We start from the raw sequence: 16,771 nt of genomic DNA on the forward strand, positions 1-16,771 counted from the left end.
AGCCAGTGGACGAGGGTGCGCGGACGACGGTCCCGGTCGAGATCGACGGCCAGACGATCCTGATGTCGGTGGCTCCCGGCGAAGGCACGCCGGCACTCGCCCTGGGCGAGGAACAGGAGATCGGCTGGCGCCGCCCCAGCCTCGCCCCGGTCCTCGACGGCCTCACGGCGGTGGCCCGTGCGATGGGCACGCGGCTCCAGCAGACGGGAGCGTCGAAGGCGACGGTCGAGTTCGGCTGCGACGTCTCCTTCGACACCGGGCAGTTCCTGGCGGTTGTGGGCAAGGCGTCGTCCAAGTCCACGTGGAAGGTGACCCTGGAGTGGACCGCGCCGGGAGCGTAGACGTGGACGGCTGGAGGAGGTTGCTGGAGTCGGCGACCGTCGCACTGGACCTGCCCGGCGCGAACGCGGGCGGGACCGGGTTCGTGATCGCGCCGGGGGTGGTGGTGACGTGTGCGCACGTGGTGGCCGGGGCGGACGAGGTGCGGGGGCGGATCGGGGCCGGCGCGGAGTTCACGCTGACGGTGGCGGACGAGGAGCGCTACCGGTCGGCCAATGGACTGGACGTGGCGTTCCTGCGCTGCGCGGCCGAGGCACCGCATGTGCTCACGTCACCGGCCGCCACCCTCGGCGACCGGCTCCGGGCCTTCGGTCATCCGAAGGGCGACTACCCGGCGGGACAGTGGGCCGCGCTCGAGTACCAGGGCGACTCGCGCCTGAGTTTCGAGGACGCCATCGCCATGCCCCGGGGCTACGGCGTCCCCGTCGGCGAGGGCTTCAGCGGCAGCCCGGTGGTGAACGAACGCACCGGCGCGGTCTGCGGAATGCTGGCGCGGTCCAACAAGGCGGGCAGCGCCCACCTGGTCCCCGTCACCGAGATCCTGACCCGCTGTTCGGTGCCGTCGGCACCGGTCGACTGGCTGGGCAGGCTCACGGACGACCAGTTGCGGGCGGGCGGCTTTCGGTATCCGGGTGCGCTGGTGCGTGACTACCTGGCCGCGGCCCGTGATGCGACCGACGAGCACCCGTACGCCTCCCTCCTCACCGACGTCGGGCACATCCCGCTCTCGACCGTCTACGTCCGCCAGGAGGCTTCGCCCACCGGCGACGCTCCGACCCGCCGCTCCCGGCGCGATGATCTGACGGCGGCCACCAGCGTGCTGGACACCGGCCGCCACGTCCTCTTCACGGGCGGGGCCGGATCCGGCAAGTCGAGCGTGCTGCGCCGGCTGACGTTCACGGCGGCGTCCGAGTGGCTCGGCGATCCGGCGAAGGCGCCGTCGTATCTGCCGGTGCGGGTGACGGCGGAAGCGCTTCTGGGGCTGCCGTTCGCCGAGGCCCTGTCGGGGGCCGTGGGGCGGGACCTGCCCGGGCTGCGACGGTCGCTGCCGCCGGAGCTGTTCGAGGCCGCCCCGATGCCTGAGGTGGACTGGCTGGTCTGCGTGGACGGTCTGGACGAGGTGCTGGATCCGGAGCACCGCGGCCGGGTCATCCAGTTGATCCAGCGGTGGGCCCGAGAGCCGTATCTGCGGTTCGCGGTGGCCAGTCGGTCGCTGGTCATGGCGGAGATGGACCGGCTGGACGCGCTGCGGCGGTATGCGCTCCTGCCGTTCGACGAGACCGCGATGCGGGGCGTCGCCGAGGCGTGGTTCACGGTGCTGAAGGTGCCGGACGCGGTGCGGCAGGCGGGCAGACTGGTGGCGAGCCTGCGGCAGGGGCGGCTCAGCGAAGCGGCACGGAATCCGCTGTACCTGACCATGATCTGTGTGGTCGCGGCGAGCGCGGACCTGCCGCGCAACCCCGCCGAGTTGTACAGGCAGTTCGTGCGCATCCTGCGGGACAAAGGCGCGCGGCGGCTCAGGCGCGGTGATCCGAGGGTGGACGGCATTACGCCAGAGCTGCTGGACGCGGTGCACGACGTACTGCGTCAGGTGGCCGAGTCGAGACAGGGTGGAGACGCGCGGCCACTGCTCGATCAGACACTGGAGCGCCTCGACACGGCCTTCCCTGGCGTGGCAGCCTCCAAGGACCTGGTCTTCCGTGCCCTCGCCTTCACCGGGTTGGTCACCGAGCGCGGTGGGGAACTGGTCTTCCCGCACCACACCATCCAGGAATATCTGGGCGCAGGTGCGATCGCCGACCGGCTGAACCCGAAGGAGCCGGAGGCGCTCGCGATCGTACGCGAGGCGATCGCGTCCGAGCGCCCCAATGTGGTCCTCTTCCTGGCCGCGCGCTGGCACGAGAAAGGCATGTCGCTCGACGAATTCCTGCGCACCGTCGTGGAGGTGGGCGGCTGGCGCGATCTGTTGCTGTGCGCCACGATTCTGAGTGACGGCCTGGTGATCGACGAGGGGCTGAAGGTCCGCTTCACCAGAGCGGTGCTCAAGCTCGACGGCCGGGATGTGGCAGTCGGTGATCTCAAGGCCGATACGGTACTCGACCGGTTGTACGCCATCCTCGACCCGCGTGATCTGACGTCGATCGTCCGCGATCCGGACGTTCCGCACGGTCCGCGGCTCAACGCGTTGAAGCACTGCGTGCCACGCGGTGTCGAGCGAGCCGCCGAACTGGCCGCGGAGTTCGCCGAAGGGGCGGATCTCCCCGCTTCCGCGCGCATCGTGGCGGCGCGGCTGCTCGCCGATGCCGGTGAACGGCCGGCTGCCTGCCGCATCCTCACGGCCATCGCGCGCGACCCCGACCACCTGCCGGAGATGAGGTTCAAAGCGGCGGAGTTCCTGCACAAGCTGGATCGTCAGGCCGGTACCGAAGTGCTCGCGGATTTCCTGGGGACCGTCGACGCGTTCCAGCAGAACATCGAACTCAGCTTGGGGCTCCTGAATTCGTCCACTGACCGCGCCTGCCGGACCGTCATGGCCGAGGCGCTCTCGGCCAATGAAACGCTGACCCGCACCCATCCGCACAGGTGCCGGTACCTAGTGAGCAGCCTGCTGTCCATGGAGCGGCCGGAACTGCTGGAGGACTTCAGCCAGGACTCCACGCTTCCCGTACACATTCGCTACATGGCCGCATTGGCCCTGATCAGGAAGCGAGACTCGGCGGACGCAGTCTGGGAGGCAATGAGTTCCGACATTCTCCGCCACCCGGACGCGTCCGACGACGCGGTCGAGGCAACGATCGACAGCTGTCGGGACCCCTCCCTCGTGGAGATCGCGGCCCGCAATGGGCGGCTTGCCCTCTCCACGCGCATCATGGCTGCGCAGCGCCTCGTGCACCTCGGTGCACGAGCTGCGGCCGCCGAGTGTGCGCGGGATCTCGAGGACGCCCCGGATTGGCAGGAGTGGGCCGTCCAGTTGTCCGATGTGTTCCGGGAACTGGGCGAGGGATTCCGGGCGAGGCGACTGCTGTTGGATGTCTTCGGCGATCCGGAGCAGGCCACCCACGATCGCCTCTCGTGCGCCGCCCCTCTCGTCGAGCTCGGAGAGTCACCGCATGTGCACGAGGTCCTGTCCCGGCTGGCCCAGGACAGCGGCATCGCCGCGGACGACCGGCTCTCCGCGATCCGCGCACTCCGTCAGGTGGATCCCGCCGCTTCGGTGCGTCTGCTGACCGACATGGCGGCCGATCCGGCCATGCCCGGAGCCGTGCGCCTCGACGCTGCGATGCGCCTCCTCAAGGCCGGCCACCGGAACACCGCTTCGGATCTGCTGCGCCGGGTCGCCCAGGATCCGTTCTCCGGCATGGCGCGGCGTATCCAGGCCCTCAGCGCCCTGGCCGAGGTCGACATCCGTGCGGCCTCCGAGACACTGCACCGGCTCATGGACGAGTCCGGGCTGACGGCAAAGGACCAGTGGAGGGTGCTCGACCTCGCTGACGCGCTCGTCCCCGACGCGACACTCCGCGAACGACTCGATGCGCTGCTCGGCGACACCACGGTCTCCCCGGACGAGTTCCTGGGCATCGAGGTCGCGTACTTCCGGCATCGCACGGCCGCGGTTCCCCTCATCCGGCGAACGCTCGGCCATATCGTGGACGCCCCGGACACCGAGCCGGGTACCAGGGCCCTCGCCGTGGCACGTTCCTTCGGGCTGATCCCCTACACCCGGTGGAAGGAGCTCATGGCCGGTCTGTCCTCCGACCCCCTGCACCGTCTCAGCCTGCATGCCGGCACCGGCGGACTCGGCTCTTCCGGTGTCTACTCCGGAACCTGGGAATACCTGTCGTACGAGCGGGACTCGGACACGGTCACTCCCGTCCTCGGTGCTCTCGCGGAGGTGGATGCCCTGACGGCCGTCGAAGAGTGGATCGAACTTCTGTCATTGCGTCGCCCGGAAGCAGTCAAGGAACTGAGGCAACTGTCGTACGTCGTGCACAGAAGCCGCCTCCGCGATCAAGCTGACGGCCTGCTCCTGGCCTGGGCCAGGGACCCGGAGGCCTCCGTGTCCGACAGAATCGCCGCAGCCGAACTCGCCGAAGGCGCCGGCCGGGCCTCCTGGTACCGCCTCAGCGTCGACGAGTCCACACCCGCCCGACTCCGTACGGCGATCTGCGAGCACCTCCCGGGCTGCGGCGCGTACAACCGCATCCCCCTCCTCCGTACCCTGGCAACAGACCCCGCCACCGACATCCGCGCCCGAGCCACCGCCGCCGCCCTCCTCGCCGAGGACCTGGGTGAGGAAGGCCGCCGCATCCTCCAGGAGATCTCCGGCCCGCAGACCACCGACCCCGAAGCCCACCTCGCCGCGGCCGCGGCCTGGAAGAGACTGGACATCGGCCGCGAAGCCGTGGCCGCCTGTCGCCGAGTCCTGGACGACGAGCGAGCGGACCCGGCTCAGCGCACCACCGCAGCCGGTGAACTCATCAACTGGCCAGCTCTGCGCAGCCGTGCGAAGGAAGCGTTGGTCGCGTTGCTCAACGCGCCCGAGGTCCCCGTCGCCACCCGCATCACAGCGGCCGAAAAGCTGCTCACGGCCCGCGAGTCCGCCGAGGCCCACCTCGGTCTCCTCCGTCTCTCCCGCACCTCCGGGCCAACCGCCTCCGAGCGGAAGCGCATCACAGCCCTGCTCCCGCCCGACCTCGCCGGCTAGACGGACGCCGACCGGAACAGCGCGAACCGGGCCAGCCGTACCTCCCCCCTGGCCGCCGTCACCCGCACCCGCCATCGCCGTGCCCGTACCGGCTGGGCGAGCCGCAGGATGCGGCTGGCACCGACCGTGCCGGCGGTGACCACCGTGGACCACGTGCCGTCCGCATACACCTCGACGGCGAACGCCTCGACCTGCTGCCCGTACCGGATGTCCTCCGCGAGCCGGATCCGGTCCACCTCCAGCTCGCGGCCCAGGTCGAGGGTCACCCGTCCCTCGCCGACGGTCCTGCGCGCACCGCGCGCCACGTCCTCGGGCAGTTCCCGGTCCACCCGTTCCCGGAACTCGCGCAGCCGGACCACGTCCGTGTCGTGCAGCAGGCCGTCCGTGTCCGGCGGGACGTTGAGCAGCAGGACCGCGTTACGGCCGACCGAGCCGAAGTAGATCTCCGTCAAGTCATCCACGGATTTCGGGAGTTGGTCCGGGTGGTAGAACCAGCCGTCCCGGATGGAGACATCGCACTCGGCCGGCCACCACTGGAGGTAGTCGGTCTTCGGCCGGGCCGCGACCAGCGCGGCCCGGCTGCCCTCGTCTGCGGTGTCGTAGGAGAGCGCCCAGTCCGTGCGGCCGTACTGGTTCTCCTTGACCGGGATGACACTCCACTCGTTCTCGCGGGCCAGGCCGCCCTCGTTGCCGACCCAGCGCACGTCGGGACCGGCGACGGCGATCGACGCGTCGGGGGCGAGCGTGCGCACCAGTGTGTACCAGCTGTCCCAGTCGTAGTTCTCCACCTTGTCCGGCGGGATGTGGCCGAGGCGGCGAAGGAGCGTAGTACGTCGCCGTGACCGCCCTGCCAACTGCTCGGCGCCACCGTGTGGTCGGTGTAGCGGGACGGGTAGAGGACGAAGCCGTCGTGGTGTTTGACGGTGAGGATGGCGAGCCGGAAGCCGCCGTCGCACAGGGCGCGGGCCCACTGGTCGGTGTCGAGGCCGGCAGGCTGGAAGACGTTCGGGTCCTCGTCGCCGATGCCCCACTCCAGACCGGTGAAGGTGTTCACGCCGAAGTGCAGGAACGCGGTGCGTTCCAGCCGCTGCCAGGCGATCTGGCGTGCGGTGGGGCGGACTTGGGCGGCCTTGCGGACCAGTTCCGCCGGGGAGTCGTCGGGGCCGACGGGGATGCGGGAGCGGTCGGTGTCCGCGGCGGCCGGGAGGACCGGCAGGCCGCCCGTCACCGCCAGGGCTGCGGCCGAGGTGACGAAGACGCGTCTTGAGAGATCCATGGGCGTGCTCCTCGGGTCAGGAAAGGTGCCAGAGGGCAGGGGTGCGCTGGTCCGGCGGGTACTGGACGAGCCGGCCGTCGTCCGTCACGGTCACGGCCATCCGGGTGATCGCGTTGGTCAGGTGATAGCCGTCGGCCGTGGGCTCCAGCTCCCAGCGCTGCAAGGTGTTCTCGCTGTCGCAGGGTTGCCAGGTCGCCTCGACGCCGGGCTGGAGCGGGACGTTGAGCGTGAGCTTGCCGCCGCGTATCTCCAGGCAGCCGCCGGCGGTGCGCAGGGTCGTATAGCCGTCGGCGGTACGCGCCACTTCCGCCGGGTACGACACGCCGTCCGCCCGGAAGGTGTACGTCCCGTCCGGCACCGGCACCTTCGTCAGGTCCCGCCGACCGGGCGCGTGCCCGACTGCCGTACCGCGCGCCGTGAACTGTGCGTAGGTGGCGTCGGGGTGGGGATCGCCCCAGGTGGCCTGGGGCGATGTGGCGCAGGGCGGGCCAGAGTTCGGCCGCGACCTCGTTCTCCGTCTGGCCCCGGCCGTTGTCGGGCCAGAGGCTGATCTTCGCGCCGGTGACGCCGGCGGAGGAGGTGAGCTTCTCGCCCTCGAAGGAACGGGGGTCCCAACTCTGGTCGTAGAGCGCCTCGGTGTCGCTGTGGAAGCCGCCCCGGACGAGGTAGAGGGAGTACGACGCGTTCATCACCGCATAGCCCTGGGCGAAGAGTCGGCTCGGCTTGACCGCTACGTTCAGCCAGTGCTCGACCGTCGTCCCGGCGGCCACCGGGACGGTGTTGGCGCCGGTGAGGCCGTCGTTCCAGATGCGCAGCCGCTTGCCCTTGCTCGCCGCGTAGGCCTTAACGCGGTTGACGAAGTCGACGTACGCGTCCTGCGGGGTGGCGTTCGGTCCGTACTTCTCCTGCGCGTACTTCAGCATCTGCGGGTACTTGGCGTAGTCGGAGCCGAGCATGTACTCGTCGGCGCCCATGTGCCAGGACTTCGCGGTGAAGACCTGGGCGTACTCGTCCATCAGGCTGGTGTAGTAGTCGAAGGCGGCCTGCTGGGTGACGTCGAGCCGGGCGGGCTGCTTGATGCCGTCGGAGTCGGTGAGCTGGAGGTCGGGGCGGTTCTCGATCCACGGGTCCATGTGTCCCGGGGAGTTGATCTCGGGGATGATCTCGACGTGGTACCGGTCGCCGAGGGCGACGAGTCGCCGTATCTCGTCCTTCGTGTAGTAACCCCACGTGTCGGCCTCGGGATGGGCGTCGCTCTTCACCTTCAGCTCCAGGAGCAGCTGGTTGAGCTTGTGGTACGCCATCTCACGGACGAGGTCCTCCAGCCAGGGCAGGGAGACCTGGATGTAGCAGGCGCAGACGCCGACGCCCCCCTCGCGGTAGCGCGGTACGTCGGTCGTGTGCCCGGCGGGGAGCCGGTCGCCCTGGGTGAGGAGTTGAAGGAGGGTGCGGGTGCCGTAGAAGGCGCCGGTCGCGGTGGCACCGGTCACCGACAGCCGTCGGCCGGAGCTGAGTTCGTAGCCCTCGGTACCGAGCGTGGGCCGTGCCGACGGGCGGACGTCGATGACGATGTCGCCCGGGCGGGACGCACCCGCGACGACCGGGACCACGCCATGTCCGGCCGCGCGAAGATCGTCGGCGAGGGTATCGGCAACCTTGCGTTCGGCGGCGCCGGAGGCGACAAGACGCGTATCCGAGTCGAACGTGTAACTCCCCAACTTCGGCGTCCAGTTGATCAGCGCGGGCACGGTGACCGGCGGGGCCGCCTGCCGCTGGTGTGCGACCGCCGGGGTCGGCGCCGCCAGCAGCGTCAGTGCCGCCACGGCGCCGAGCAGGCGCAGCACTCTCCCGCCGAGTGCCTCAAGCATGCCATTCGACCTTGAACACCCACACGTGCCGTCCCGCCCGCCGGGCCGCCTCGGGCACGTCGATGACGAGCGAGCCGTTGCTGACGGTCCAGGTCAGCGGCCGGTGGTAGCCGAGCATGGTCACCTTGTCACCGGCCCGGACCGGCACGGGTGCCTCGACGGTGAGCTTGGCGCCGGGCCGGGTCAGGGAGTGGATGTAGAAGGCCTCGTTCGGGCGGACCGTGAACCGCAGGTCCTCGCCGAGCTGGCCCATGCGCGACCAGTACGTGGTGCCGTAGATCGCCTCTCCGTTGACCGCGAGCCAGGCGCCGGTCTCCCGCAGCCGGGTCTGCATGACCTCCGGGATGGTGCCGTCGGCGCGGGGGCCGATGTCGAGCAGGAAGTTGCCGTTCTTGGAGACGATGTCGACCAGGCTGTGCACGACCTCCTCCGCGGTCATGTAGGCGTCGTCCGGGGTCGCCCGGTTGTAGCCGTAGCTGCGCGGGTCGAGACCGCGGCTGGCCTCCCACTTGGCGACGACCGTGTCGGCGTACGTCGTGTACTCGGGCGTGGTGAAGTCGTGGAAGCCGATGCCCGAACGGTCGTTGACGGTCACGTCGACCGGACGGGCCCGGTTCTTGGCGTGGTTGAAGTACTCGGCGAGGACGTGGACGCTGTCGTTCGCGCCGCCGATGTCGCACCAGATGATCTCCGGGTCGTAGCCGTGGATCAGTTCGAGCATCTGCGGGGCCTGGAAGTCCCGTACGTAGTCCTTGCCGGAGGTGTATCCGGTGTAGGGCAGCGGCTCCAGCGTGTACGGGTTGCGCGGGGCGTGTCCCATCCAGGGGTTGTCGGGGTTGAACCACTCGGGCATGGAGAAGTAGAGGCCGCGGTGGAGTTCGGGGGTGTGCCGTCGGGACGCCTCGAAGAGCTCCTTGACCAGGTCCCGTCTCGGGCCCATCTGCACGGCGTTGCGGTCGGAGAGCTTGGTGTCCCACAGGGCGAAGCCCTCGTGGTGCTTGGAGGTCAGTACATGGTACTGGGCACCGGCGTCCCGGAACAGCTCCACCCACGCCCGCGGGTCGAACTTCTCGGCGGTGAAGCGCGGGATGAAGTCGTCGTAGGCGAAGTCCTCGCCGTAGGTGTCCCGGTGGTAGGCGTAGGTGGGGTTGTTCGGGTCCTGCATCTGGTCCCAGTACCACTCGGCGTACTGGACCCCGACCGGCGCCCACGCGGGCACCGAGTAGACGCCCCAGTGGATGAAGATGCCGAACTTGGCCTCGTTGAACCAGTACGGGGCCTGATGACCGGACAACGAGGTCTCGGTGGGCTGGTAGTCGGCGGTCCCGATTGTCAACGAGCGTTTACTGGACGTCACTTGGGTGCCGCGTCCGTGCACGCTCACCGTGCCGTCGCGCTCGGTGCCCGGCGCGGTGCCGGTGCGGCTGCGGATGCCGACGCGGACGCGTGCCTGTTCGCCGGGGTCGAGGCGGCGGATGCGGGCGGGCTCGACGGTGCGGGCGCCGGGGACGTCGACGCGTACGGACACCGCGTCGCGGGCCAGGATCGCGACGGTGCCCGCGTTGACGACGGTGGCCTCGACGCTCTGGGCGCCGGTCGCGTCCAGCAGGGAGCCTGTGGAGCGGGCGTCGCGCAGAGCCAGCGCCCGCCCCTGGGCGACCGGCTGGAGGGAGAGCGCGAAGACGTGCAGGGCGGTCTTGCCGGCCTCGGCCGGGTTGGTGACCGGCAGGGTGAGGGCGACGGCCTCGCGCTGCGGGTCGATCCACACCTCCGAGGTGCCGATCCCGACACTGTGCTGGTCCTTGCCGCCGTCCGGCTGGTAGCGGTACGGCGCCGCCAACGGGCCGCCCACCGCGTACCAGTCGCCGCCGCTCAGGCCGGCCGTGGTGGTCGTCCCGTCGGCGTAGTGGACGGTGGCCCGGCCGGAAGCGGTGCCGTAGCTGCCGGCGGTGAGGAAGACGGCGGACAGGTAGTGCCCCTTGGGCAGGTCGACGCGCTGGCCCAGCGCGACAACGTTGTTCTTGGCACCCGGCGTCGCGGCGGGGAAGTCGAAGGGGATGCCGTCGACCTCGATACGGCCGGCCGGGAGTTCCTCGCCCGGGAACGTGTAGCCGGAGCCGTCGAAGTCACCGCCCCTGGCGTCGGCGATGTCGATGCCGTCGTTGTCGTAGAGGGAGTCGAGCGGTACGGGGACCGCAGCGGGGACGGGGACCCATGGCGACGCGGCACCCGCATCGGCCGACCCGGCGGCGCGAGCCTCGGCAGGCTCGGCGGCGTGGGCCTGGGTCGTCGCGGCGAGCGGCAGCGCGGCCGCGGCGGCGACTCCCGCGGCGGCCCCCAGGACCTGGCGTCTTGGATAGGGAGACATGCTCATGCGCGGCTCCATTCATCGGATGTCTGATGATTGAGCGGGCCCAGAAGCCTGTCAATGGGGCGCGCATGGGCGGGAGTTGAGAAAGTGGTCGGAGGACCTGGGGGAACAGCACAGACGCCGACGGCCGGCCCTCGGCACACCCCGCCCGCGCGTCCGGGGGCGGATGCTCTCGACGCGAAGCCCGCGGCGGGGCAGAGTGCCCTTCGTACCGACGAGTAAGCCTCTCTCCCGCACCACCAGGAGCGCCTGTGACCAGCTGGGTCGGCCGGACCGCCGCCGAAATCGCCGCCGCCGTACGCGAGAAGCGGGTCACGCCCCGCGAGGTGGTGGCCGAGCATCTGGAGCGGATCGCGCGGCTGGACGGACGGATCGGCGCGTTCCGGAAGGTCCGGGCCGATGCGGCGCTCGCCGAGGCGGACGAGGTCGCGGCCCGCGCCGACCTCGACGAACTTCCCCTCGCCGGTGTGCCGTTGGCCGTGAAGGACAATCTGGCGGTGCGCGGCGAGGCACATCTGGACGGTTCGGCCGCGACACCGGACACACCCGCCGACGCCGACCATGCCACCGTGGCCCGGCTGCGGGCCGCGGGCGCGGTGGTCGTCGGGCTGACGAACGTGCCCGAACTGTGTGTCTTCGGTACCACCGACGGAGTCCACGGCGTCACCCGCAACCCGTGGGACACCCAGCGCAGCGCGGGCGGCTCCTCGGGCGGCAGCGCGGCCGCGGTCGCCGCCGGGCTGGCGCCGATCGCTCTCGGCAACGACGGCATGGGCTCGCTGCGCATCCCGGCGGCCAACTGCGGTCTGGTCGGCATCAAGCCGGGGTTCGGGGTGGTCCCGGCCGGGATCGGCCACGGCGACTGGTTCGGCATGTCGGAGAACGGGCCGCTGGCGACCAGCGTCGAGGATGTCCGGCTGGTGCTCTCGATCCTCGCGGGCAAGGGGTTCGAGAACACCACGCAGGGCGCTCCTCTGAAGATCGCCGTCTCGCGGCGCAGCCCCCTGGTCGGGACGACCGTCAGCAGGCCGTATACGAACGCGGTGGCGCAGGCGGCCGGACTGCTGGCGGGGGCCGGGCACCAGGTGCGGCGCGCCGAGCCGCCGTATCCGGCGTCGATCGGTGTCACCGCGCTCCGGCACTGGACCGCGGGGACGGCCGTGGACGCGGCCGACCTGGACCCGGCGCTGCTGACCCGGCGGACCCGGGTGCACGCGGCGATCGGCCGCCGCTTCCTGAGCGGGGTCCGGGCGAGCGACTCCCGCGAGCGGCTGCGCGCCCGGCTCACCCCGTTCTTCGCCGAGTACGACGTGCTGCTCACCCCGGCGCTGGCGCGCCGCGCCCCGGAGGCGGCCCCCTGGCACGAGCGCGGCTGGCTGCGCAACGCGCTGGCCGGCTCCAACTACTCGCCGCTGACCCCGGCCTGGAACCTCACCGGCTGGCCGGCGATGTCGGTGCCGTTCGGCACGCTGTCCTCGGGCGCCCCGTGCGCCGTACAGCTGGTGGGCCGGCCGGGCTCGGAGGCGGTCCTGCTGGAGGTGGCCCGGACACTGGAGACCCTGCGGCCGTGGCAGCGGACGGCACCCGTCGGCTAGGACTTCTTCGGCTCAGCCTTCTTCGGCCGACTCATCTTCGGCCAGGGCTTCTTCGCTGAGCCCTCTTCGGCTAGGGCTTCTTCGGCTCCGTCATCCGGCGGGCCGTCTCGACGACCGCCGCGCGGTGCAGGGCGAGACGCTCCTGCGGCCAGGACTCGCTGACCTCCCTGGGGTCGACCCCCTCGGCGGCCCAGAACCAGGCCTGGGCCGCGGCGAGCACCATGGTCAGCAGGTCGTCGGGCGCCATGTCCCCGTCGAGGTCGCCGCGCCCCTGCGCCTCGGCCACCAGTGCCACCTTGTCGCGGAACGCGTCGTGTTCGAGTCCGGTGGCGGAGGGGCGCTCCAGCAGCTTCCACAGCCGCAGGCGCATCAGGTCGGGCCGTGCCACCAGGTGGTCGAAGATCGCGCCCGCGTAGCCGGGCAGGTTCTCGACGTCGAACGGCACGGATTCGGCGCCCGCCGTCATCGCCCGCCGCAGCACCTCGTCGAAGAGCTGCTCCTTGTTGCCGAAATAGACGTAGATCAGCCGCTTGTTCGCCCCCGCGGCCTCGGCTATCCGGTCCACCCGGGCACCGGCGATGCCGTAGGCGGCGAATTCGCTGAAGGCGGCGTCGAGCAGCCGGGCCTTGGTGGCGCTGGAATCGCGTGACATGCCCACCACCCTACCAAGTAACTATCTAGTTATTGACATCCCTCGCGGTCGGGTCTACGGTCAGGGTATCTATCCAGTTAGTTATGGAATCGAGGAAACCTCACCATGGAACAGCGCGCACTCGGCGATCAGGGCCTGACCGTCGGCGTCCAGGGCCTCGGCCTCATGGGCATGAGCGTCTTCTACGGCGCCACCGACGAGACCGAGTCCCTGGCCACCATCGACCGGGCGCTGGAGCTCGGCGTCACCCTGCTGGACACCGCCGAGAGCTACGGCCCCTTCGTCAACGAGCAGTTGCTCGGCAAGGCCCTGGCCGGACGCCGTGAGGCCGCCGTGGTCGCGACCAAGACGGGGGTCGAGATCACCGACGACGGCCGGATGGTCGGCCTCAACGGCAGGCCTGAATACGTGCGCCACGCACTGGAGCGCTCGCTGCGGCACCTGGGCACCGACCGCGTCGACCTCTACTACCTGCACCGGATCGACCCCCAGGTGCCCATCGAGGAGACCGTCGGCGCCCTGGCGGAGCTGGTCGCCGAGGGCAAGATCGGGCACATCGGCCTGTCCGAGGCCTCCGCGGGGACCATCCGGCGGGCCCACGCCGTCCACCCGGTCACCGCCCTCCAGATCGAGTACTCGCTCTTCGAGCGCGGCATCGAGCACGACGGTGTCCTGGACACCCTCAAGGAGCTGGGCATCGGCCTGGTCGCCTACTCCCCGCTCGGCCGCGGCTTCCTGTCCGGCGCGATCACCAGCCCGGACGACTTCGCCGAGGACGACTGGCGCCGTACCGACCCGCGCTTCCAGGGCGAGAACTTCGGCCGCAACCTCGACGTCGTCCGCGAGGTCCGCCGGATCGCGGCCGAGAAGAACGTCACTCCCGGTCAGCTCGCCCTCGCCTGGGTCCAGCAGCAGGGCGGGGTCGCCATCCCCGGCACCAAGCGCCGCCGCTACCTGGAGGAGAACGTCGCCGCGACCGAGGTGACGCTCACCGCCGCCGACCTCGCCGCCATCGAGGCGGTCGCCCCGCACGGCGCGGTCGCCGGCGACCGCTACGCGCCCGAGCACATGGGCACCCTCAACGGCTGAGCGCCCGCCGTCCCGGACCCGCAGCGATTCAGAAGGAAATTCACGACCATGCCCCAGCCCGCCAAGCGTTCCCGGATCTCCGTCGGCGACACGACGATCACCTATCTGCCCGACGGTTTCGGCGCCCACAACCCCGACACCCTCTTCCCCGGCGTGGACTGGACGACGCGCCCCGGCCATCTCGACGACGGGCAGTTGATCCTCACCTTCGGATCGTTCCTGATCCAGGCCGGGTGCCAGCGGATCCTGGTGGACCTGGCCACCGGGAAGATCGATGTGGACGTGCCCGGCGTCGCTCACCTCGAAGGGGGCGCGCTGCTCAGGAACCTCGCCGCCGAAGGGCTGTCCGCCGCCGACATCGACACCGTCGTCTACACGCATCTGCACCTCGACCACGTCGGCTGGACCAGCGATGTCGCCCCGCTGCCCGGCACACCGGCCGCCCACGCGCCCAGCGGTCTCACCTTCACCCGGGCCCGCCACCTCATGTCGCAGGCCGAGTGGCAGTACTGGACGACGCGGGAAGCCGACCTGGGCGGACCGGACGCCGAGGCGGTGCTCAAGCCGCTCACCGGTGTCGTCGAGTTCGTCGCGGGCGGCGAGACGATCGCGCCCGGCGTGACCGTCGAGGCCACGCCCGGTCACACCCCCGGCCATCTGGCGGTCGTCGTGCGGGACCCGTCGGGCGCCGGCACCGAGGAGGTCTGGATCGTCGGGGACATCCTGCACTCCCCCGCCCAGATAGCGGACCCCGACCTGGCCTTCGCCTCCGACGTCGCTCCCGGCCAGGCCCGGCAGGTACGCGACCGGGTGCTCGGGCGGCCGGACACGGTGATCGCCGCCGGGCACTTCACGGACGAGGTGTTCGGCCGGGTCACCCACGAGGGCGACAACCAGCGCTGGACTCCCGTCGCCGACACGCCGGCGTCCCGGTAACCGGGCCGGACGCCGCCCGTGCAGAACCACCTCTCACCTCAGGAGACACACCTCATGTCCGTACCCGCAACCCCCCACACCTTCAGCACCTTCAGCTCCACCACCACCGCCGCCGAGGCCGTCGACGGCGCCGACCTGCACGGCCGATGGGCCGTGGTGACCGGCGCCAGTTCCGGGATCGGAGTGGAGACGGCCCGTGCGCTCGCCTCGGCCGGCGCCGACGTCACCCTGGCCGTGCGCGACACCGCCGCGGGCGACCGCGTGGTGGCCAGGCTGGAGGCCGAGCTGCCGCCCGGGGCGGGGAAGCTGACCGTGGGACGGCTCGACCTGGCCGACCGGTCGACGGTCGCCGCCTTCGTGGCCGGCTGGCATGGCCCGCTGCACATCCTGGTCAACAACGCCGGAGTGATGGCGCCGGCGGAGATCACCCGCACCCCGGACGGCCGGGAGCAGCAGTTCGGCGTCAACCATCTCGGCCACTTCGCCCTCACCACCGGCCTGCACGCGGCGCTCGCGGCGGCGGACGGCGCGCGGATCGTCTCGGTCAGCTCCACCGGCCACCTCTTCTCGCCCGTCGTCTTCGACGACCTGGACTACCGGTTCCGCCCCTACGACCCGTGGACCTCCTACGGTCAGTCGAAGACCGCCAACATCCTGTTCGCCGTGGCCGCCGCCGAGCGCTGGGCCGACGACGGCATCACCGCCAACGCCCTGATGCCGGGCAACATCGCCGACACCAACCTGGCCCGGCACATGGACATGCAGCAGGTCGCCGACTTCATCGCCTCGGGCGAACTCACGCTGCCGCCGCAGAAGACGGTGGAGCAGGGTGCCGCGACCTCGGTGCTGCTGGCCGCCTCCCCGACGGTGGCGGGCGTCACCGGCCGCTACTACGAGGACTGCGCGGAGGCCGAGCCGGTCACCGAGCGGGCCGGTGCCGTCGGCGGGGTCGCGCCGTACGCCCTGGACCGGGACAACGCGGCCCGGCTGTGGGCGGTGTCCGAGGCGCTCGTGGCGTGACCGCGCTCAGAGTGCGCGGTACATGATGTGCAGGCCGACCCGTCCGTGGCTCGGATGGTCGAAGGCCTCCGGGACCGTACCGATGATCCTGAAGCCGAGGGAGGTCCACAGGGCCACTGCGGGGTTGGTCTCGACGACGGCGTTGAAGACCATGGACCGGTAGCCGTGCGCCCGGGCCTCGGCCACGACGTGTTCGGCCAGGGCCCGCCCGATGCCCAGGCCGCCCCGGTCGGGGTTGACCATGAAACCGGCGTTGGCGACGCCCGCGGCGGGGCCCCCGTAGTTCGGGGTGAGGTAGGCGGAGCCGACGACGGCTCCGGTGGGGTCCTCGGCGACGTAGACACGCTTCGCCGGGCTCATCCACAGGGCGCGGGCCGCCTGCTCCGAGGTGTCGGGGTCCCAGCCGTACGTCTCGGCGGCGGCGACGATCCGGTGCCAGAAGGGCCAGATCTGCGGCCAGTCGGCCGCGGTGGCTGCTCTGATCAACATGGGCGTGAGTCTCGCACGCCCATGCGCATCGGCGATCGCGACAGGACTGACCGGCCGGTCAGTCCACGCTGGGCAGGATGTGGGGCTCGGCGAGGTCCTCCTCGTACCCCGCGAGGCGGATCGGGGCGGACCGGGCCCACACGTCGAGGCTGCCGAGCTGTCCGGGCCGGCTGCCCGCGCGCTCCGTGCGTTCCTTGGGGCGCTGCTCGCGATTCGTCTTCTCAGGTGTCACCGCGCACTCCTTATGTGTCGGTCACCCTCGGGGCGTACCGGACGGTCTGCGTTCCGGTGCCGGGCGCCCGCTCGGGTCTGGGTGGAAGGCCGGTTCGGACGCGGTGGCGCCGGTAACTCACAAGAGAGCAGGCCGTTGTCGACCGGCTTGTCCCGGGACGGACCTTGGGTGTGGGTGGGACCCCTTGCTGCTGTCCGTC

At 71.0% G+C, this 16,771-nt stretch carries 10 protein-coding genes and 2 pseudogenes; 6 read left to right on the forward strand and 6 right to left on the reverse strand.

The window, feature by feature from the left end; genetic code table 11:
* The first annotated feature begins 5 nt into the window (after nucleotides 1-5).
* Together ACWGJB_RS00590 and ACWGJB_RS00595 are read left to right on the forward strand one after the other, a co-directional pair.
* On the forward strand, nucleotides 6-341 hold the full coding sequence (locus ACWGJB_RS00590; protein WP_453378110.1) for a CU044_2847 family protein: 336 nt from the start codon (nucleotides 6-8) through the stop codon (nucleotides 339-341).
* A 2-nt stretch (nucleotides 342-343) separates the two neighbouring features.
* Nucleotides 344-5,044 carry a trypsin-like peptidase domain-containing protein gene (locus tag ACWGJB_RS00595; protein ID WP_453378111.1) on the forward strand — a complete coding sequence of 1,567 codons (4,701 nt, stop codon included), beginning with the start codon at nucleotides 344-346 and terminating at the stop codon, nucleotides 5,042-5,044.
* On the opposite strand, the pseudogene ACWGJB_RS00600 reads toward ACWGJB_RS00595, so the two are convergent.
* The 3 genes and pseudogenes from ACWGJB_RS00600 to ACWGJB_RS00610 all read right to left on the reverse strand — a co-directional run bounded on the left by ACWGJB_RS00600 (nucleotide 5,041) and on the right by ACWGJB_RS00610 (nucleotide 10,556).
* Nucleotides 5,041-6,320, reverse strand: a pseudogene (locus ACWGJB_RS00600) (alpha-L-fucosidase). The gene ACWGJB_RS00595 and the pseudogene ACWGJB_RS00600 sit on opposite strands and share 4 nt — an antisense overlap.
* A 16-nt stretch (nucleotides 6,321-6,336) precedes the next feature.
* Nucleotides 6,337-8,188: pseudogene (locus ACWGJB_RS00605) on the reverse strand (family 20 glycosylhydrolase).
* A complete protein-coding gene (locus ACWGJB_RS00610) occupies nucleotides 8,181-10,556 on the reverse strand; it encodes an alpha-L-fucosidase (RefSeq protein WP_453378569.1) in 2,376 nt (791 codons plus the stop codon). Before ACWGJB_RS00610 ends, ACWGJB_RS00605 begins: the two are co-directional and overlap by 8 nt.
* Nucleotides 10,557-10,810: 254 nt before the next feature.
* Here ACWGJB_RS00610 and ACWGJB_RS00615 point away from each other — a divergent pair, with 254 nt between their 5' ends.
* The gene (locus tag ACWGJB_RS00615) at nucleotides 10,811-12,154 is read left to right on the forward strand and encodes an amidase (RefSeq protein WP_453378112.1); all 1,344 of its coding nucleotides are present in this window, start codon (nucleotides 10,811-10,813) and stop codon (nucleotides 12,152-12,154) included.
* A 70-nt stretch (nucleotides 12,155-12,224) separates the two neighbouring features.
* Here the strand turns inward: ACWGJB_RS00615 and ACWGJB_RS00620 are convergent, their stop codons facing one another.
* Nucleotides 12,225-12,806 (reverse strand): TetR family transcriptional regulator, encoded by a 582-nt coding sequence (locus ACWGJB_RS00620; RefSeq protein ID WP_453378113.1) that lies wholly within the window; start codon nucleotides 12,804-12,806, stop codon nucleotides 12,225-12,227.
* Nucleotides 12,807-12,911: 105 nt separating this feature from the next.
* Here ACWGJB_RS00620 and ACWGJB_RS00625 point away from each other — a divergent pair, with 105 nt between their 5' ends.
* Genes ACWGJB_RS00625 through ACWGJB_RS00635 form a run of 3 tightly spaced genes read left to right on the forward strand, consistent with a single transcriptional unit; the run spans nucleotide 12,912 to nucleotide 15,851 of the window.
* Entirely contained in the window at nucleotides 12,912-13,895 is a 984-nt protein-coding gene (locus ACWGJB_RS00625) for an aldo/keto reductase (protein ID WP_453378114.1), read from the forward strand.
* A 48-nt stretch (nucleotides 13,896-13,943) separates the two neighbouring features.
* Complete coding sequence (locus tag ACWGJB_RS00630) at nucleotides 13,944-14,831, forward strand: MBL fold metallo-hydrolase (protein WP_453378115.1); 888 nt, start codon at nucleotides 13,944-13,946, stop codon at nucleotides 14,829-14,831.
* Nucleotides 14,832-14,885: 54 nt separating this feature from the next.
* Nucleotides 14,886-15,851, forward strand: a complete 966-nt coding sequence (locus ACWGJB_RS00635) for an SDR family NAD(P)-dependent oxidoreductase (RefSeq protein ID WP_453378116.1) — start codon at nucleotides 14,886-14,888, stop codon at nucleotides 15,849-15,851.
* Between the two features lie 6 nt (nucleotides 15,852-15,857).
* Here ACWGJB_RS00635 and ACWGJB_RS00640 read toward each other — a convergent pair whose 3' ends face one another.
* Nucleotides 15,858-16,340, reverse strand: coding sequence for an N-acetyltransferase family protein (locus tag ACWGJB_RS00640; RefSeq protein ID WP_453378117.1), 483 nt, complete (start codon nucleotides 16,338-16,340; stop codon nucleotides 15,858-15,860).
* A gap of 58 nt (nucleotides 16,341-16,398) precedes the next feature.
* On the reverse strand, nucleotides 16,399-16,572 hold the full coding sequence (locus ACWGJB_RS00645) for a hypothetical protein (RefSeq protein WP_189267454.1): 174 nt from the start codon (nucleotides 16,570-16,572) through the stop codon (nucleotides 16,399-16,401).
* Between the last annotated feature and the right edge of the window lie 199 nt (nucleotides 16,573-16,771).

This window comes from Streptomyces sp. NPDC054813 (assembly GCF_053611365.1).

Excerpts from the sequence above, each read along its gene's own strand:
- ACWGJB_RS00620 (WP_453378113.1), bottom strand. The coding sequence starts at position 12,806 with ATGTCACGCGATTCCAGCGCCACCAAGGCCCGGCTGCTCGACGCCGCC.
- ACWGJB_RS00635 (WP_453378116.1), top strand. The coding sequence starts at position 14,886 with ATGTCCGTACCCGCAACCCCCCACACCTTCAGCACCTTCAGCTCCACC.
- ACWGJB_RS00610 (WP_453378569.1), bottom strand. The coding sequence starts at position 10,556 with ATGTCTCCCTATCCAAGACGCCAGGTCCTGGGGGCCGCCGCGGGAGTC.
- ACWGJB_RS00625 (WP_453378114.1), top strand. The coding sequence starts at position 12,912 with ATGGAACAGCGCGCACTCGGCGATCAGGGCCTGACCGTCGGCGTCCAG.
- ACWGJB_RS00640 (WP_453378117.1), bottom strand. The coding sequence starts at position 16,340 with ATGTTGATCAGAGCAGCCACCGCGGCCGACTGGCCGCAGATCTGGCCC.
- ACWGJB_RS00630 (WP_453378115.1), top strand. The coding sequence starts at position 13,944 with ATGCCCCAGCCCGCCAAGCGTTCCCGGATCTCCGTCGGCGACACGACG.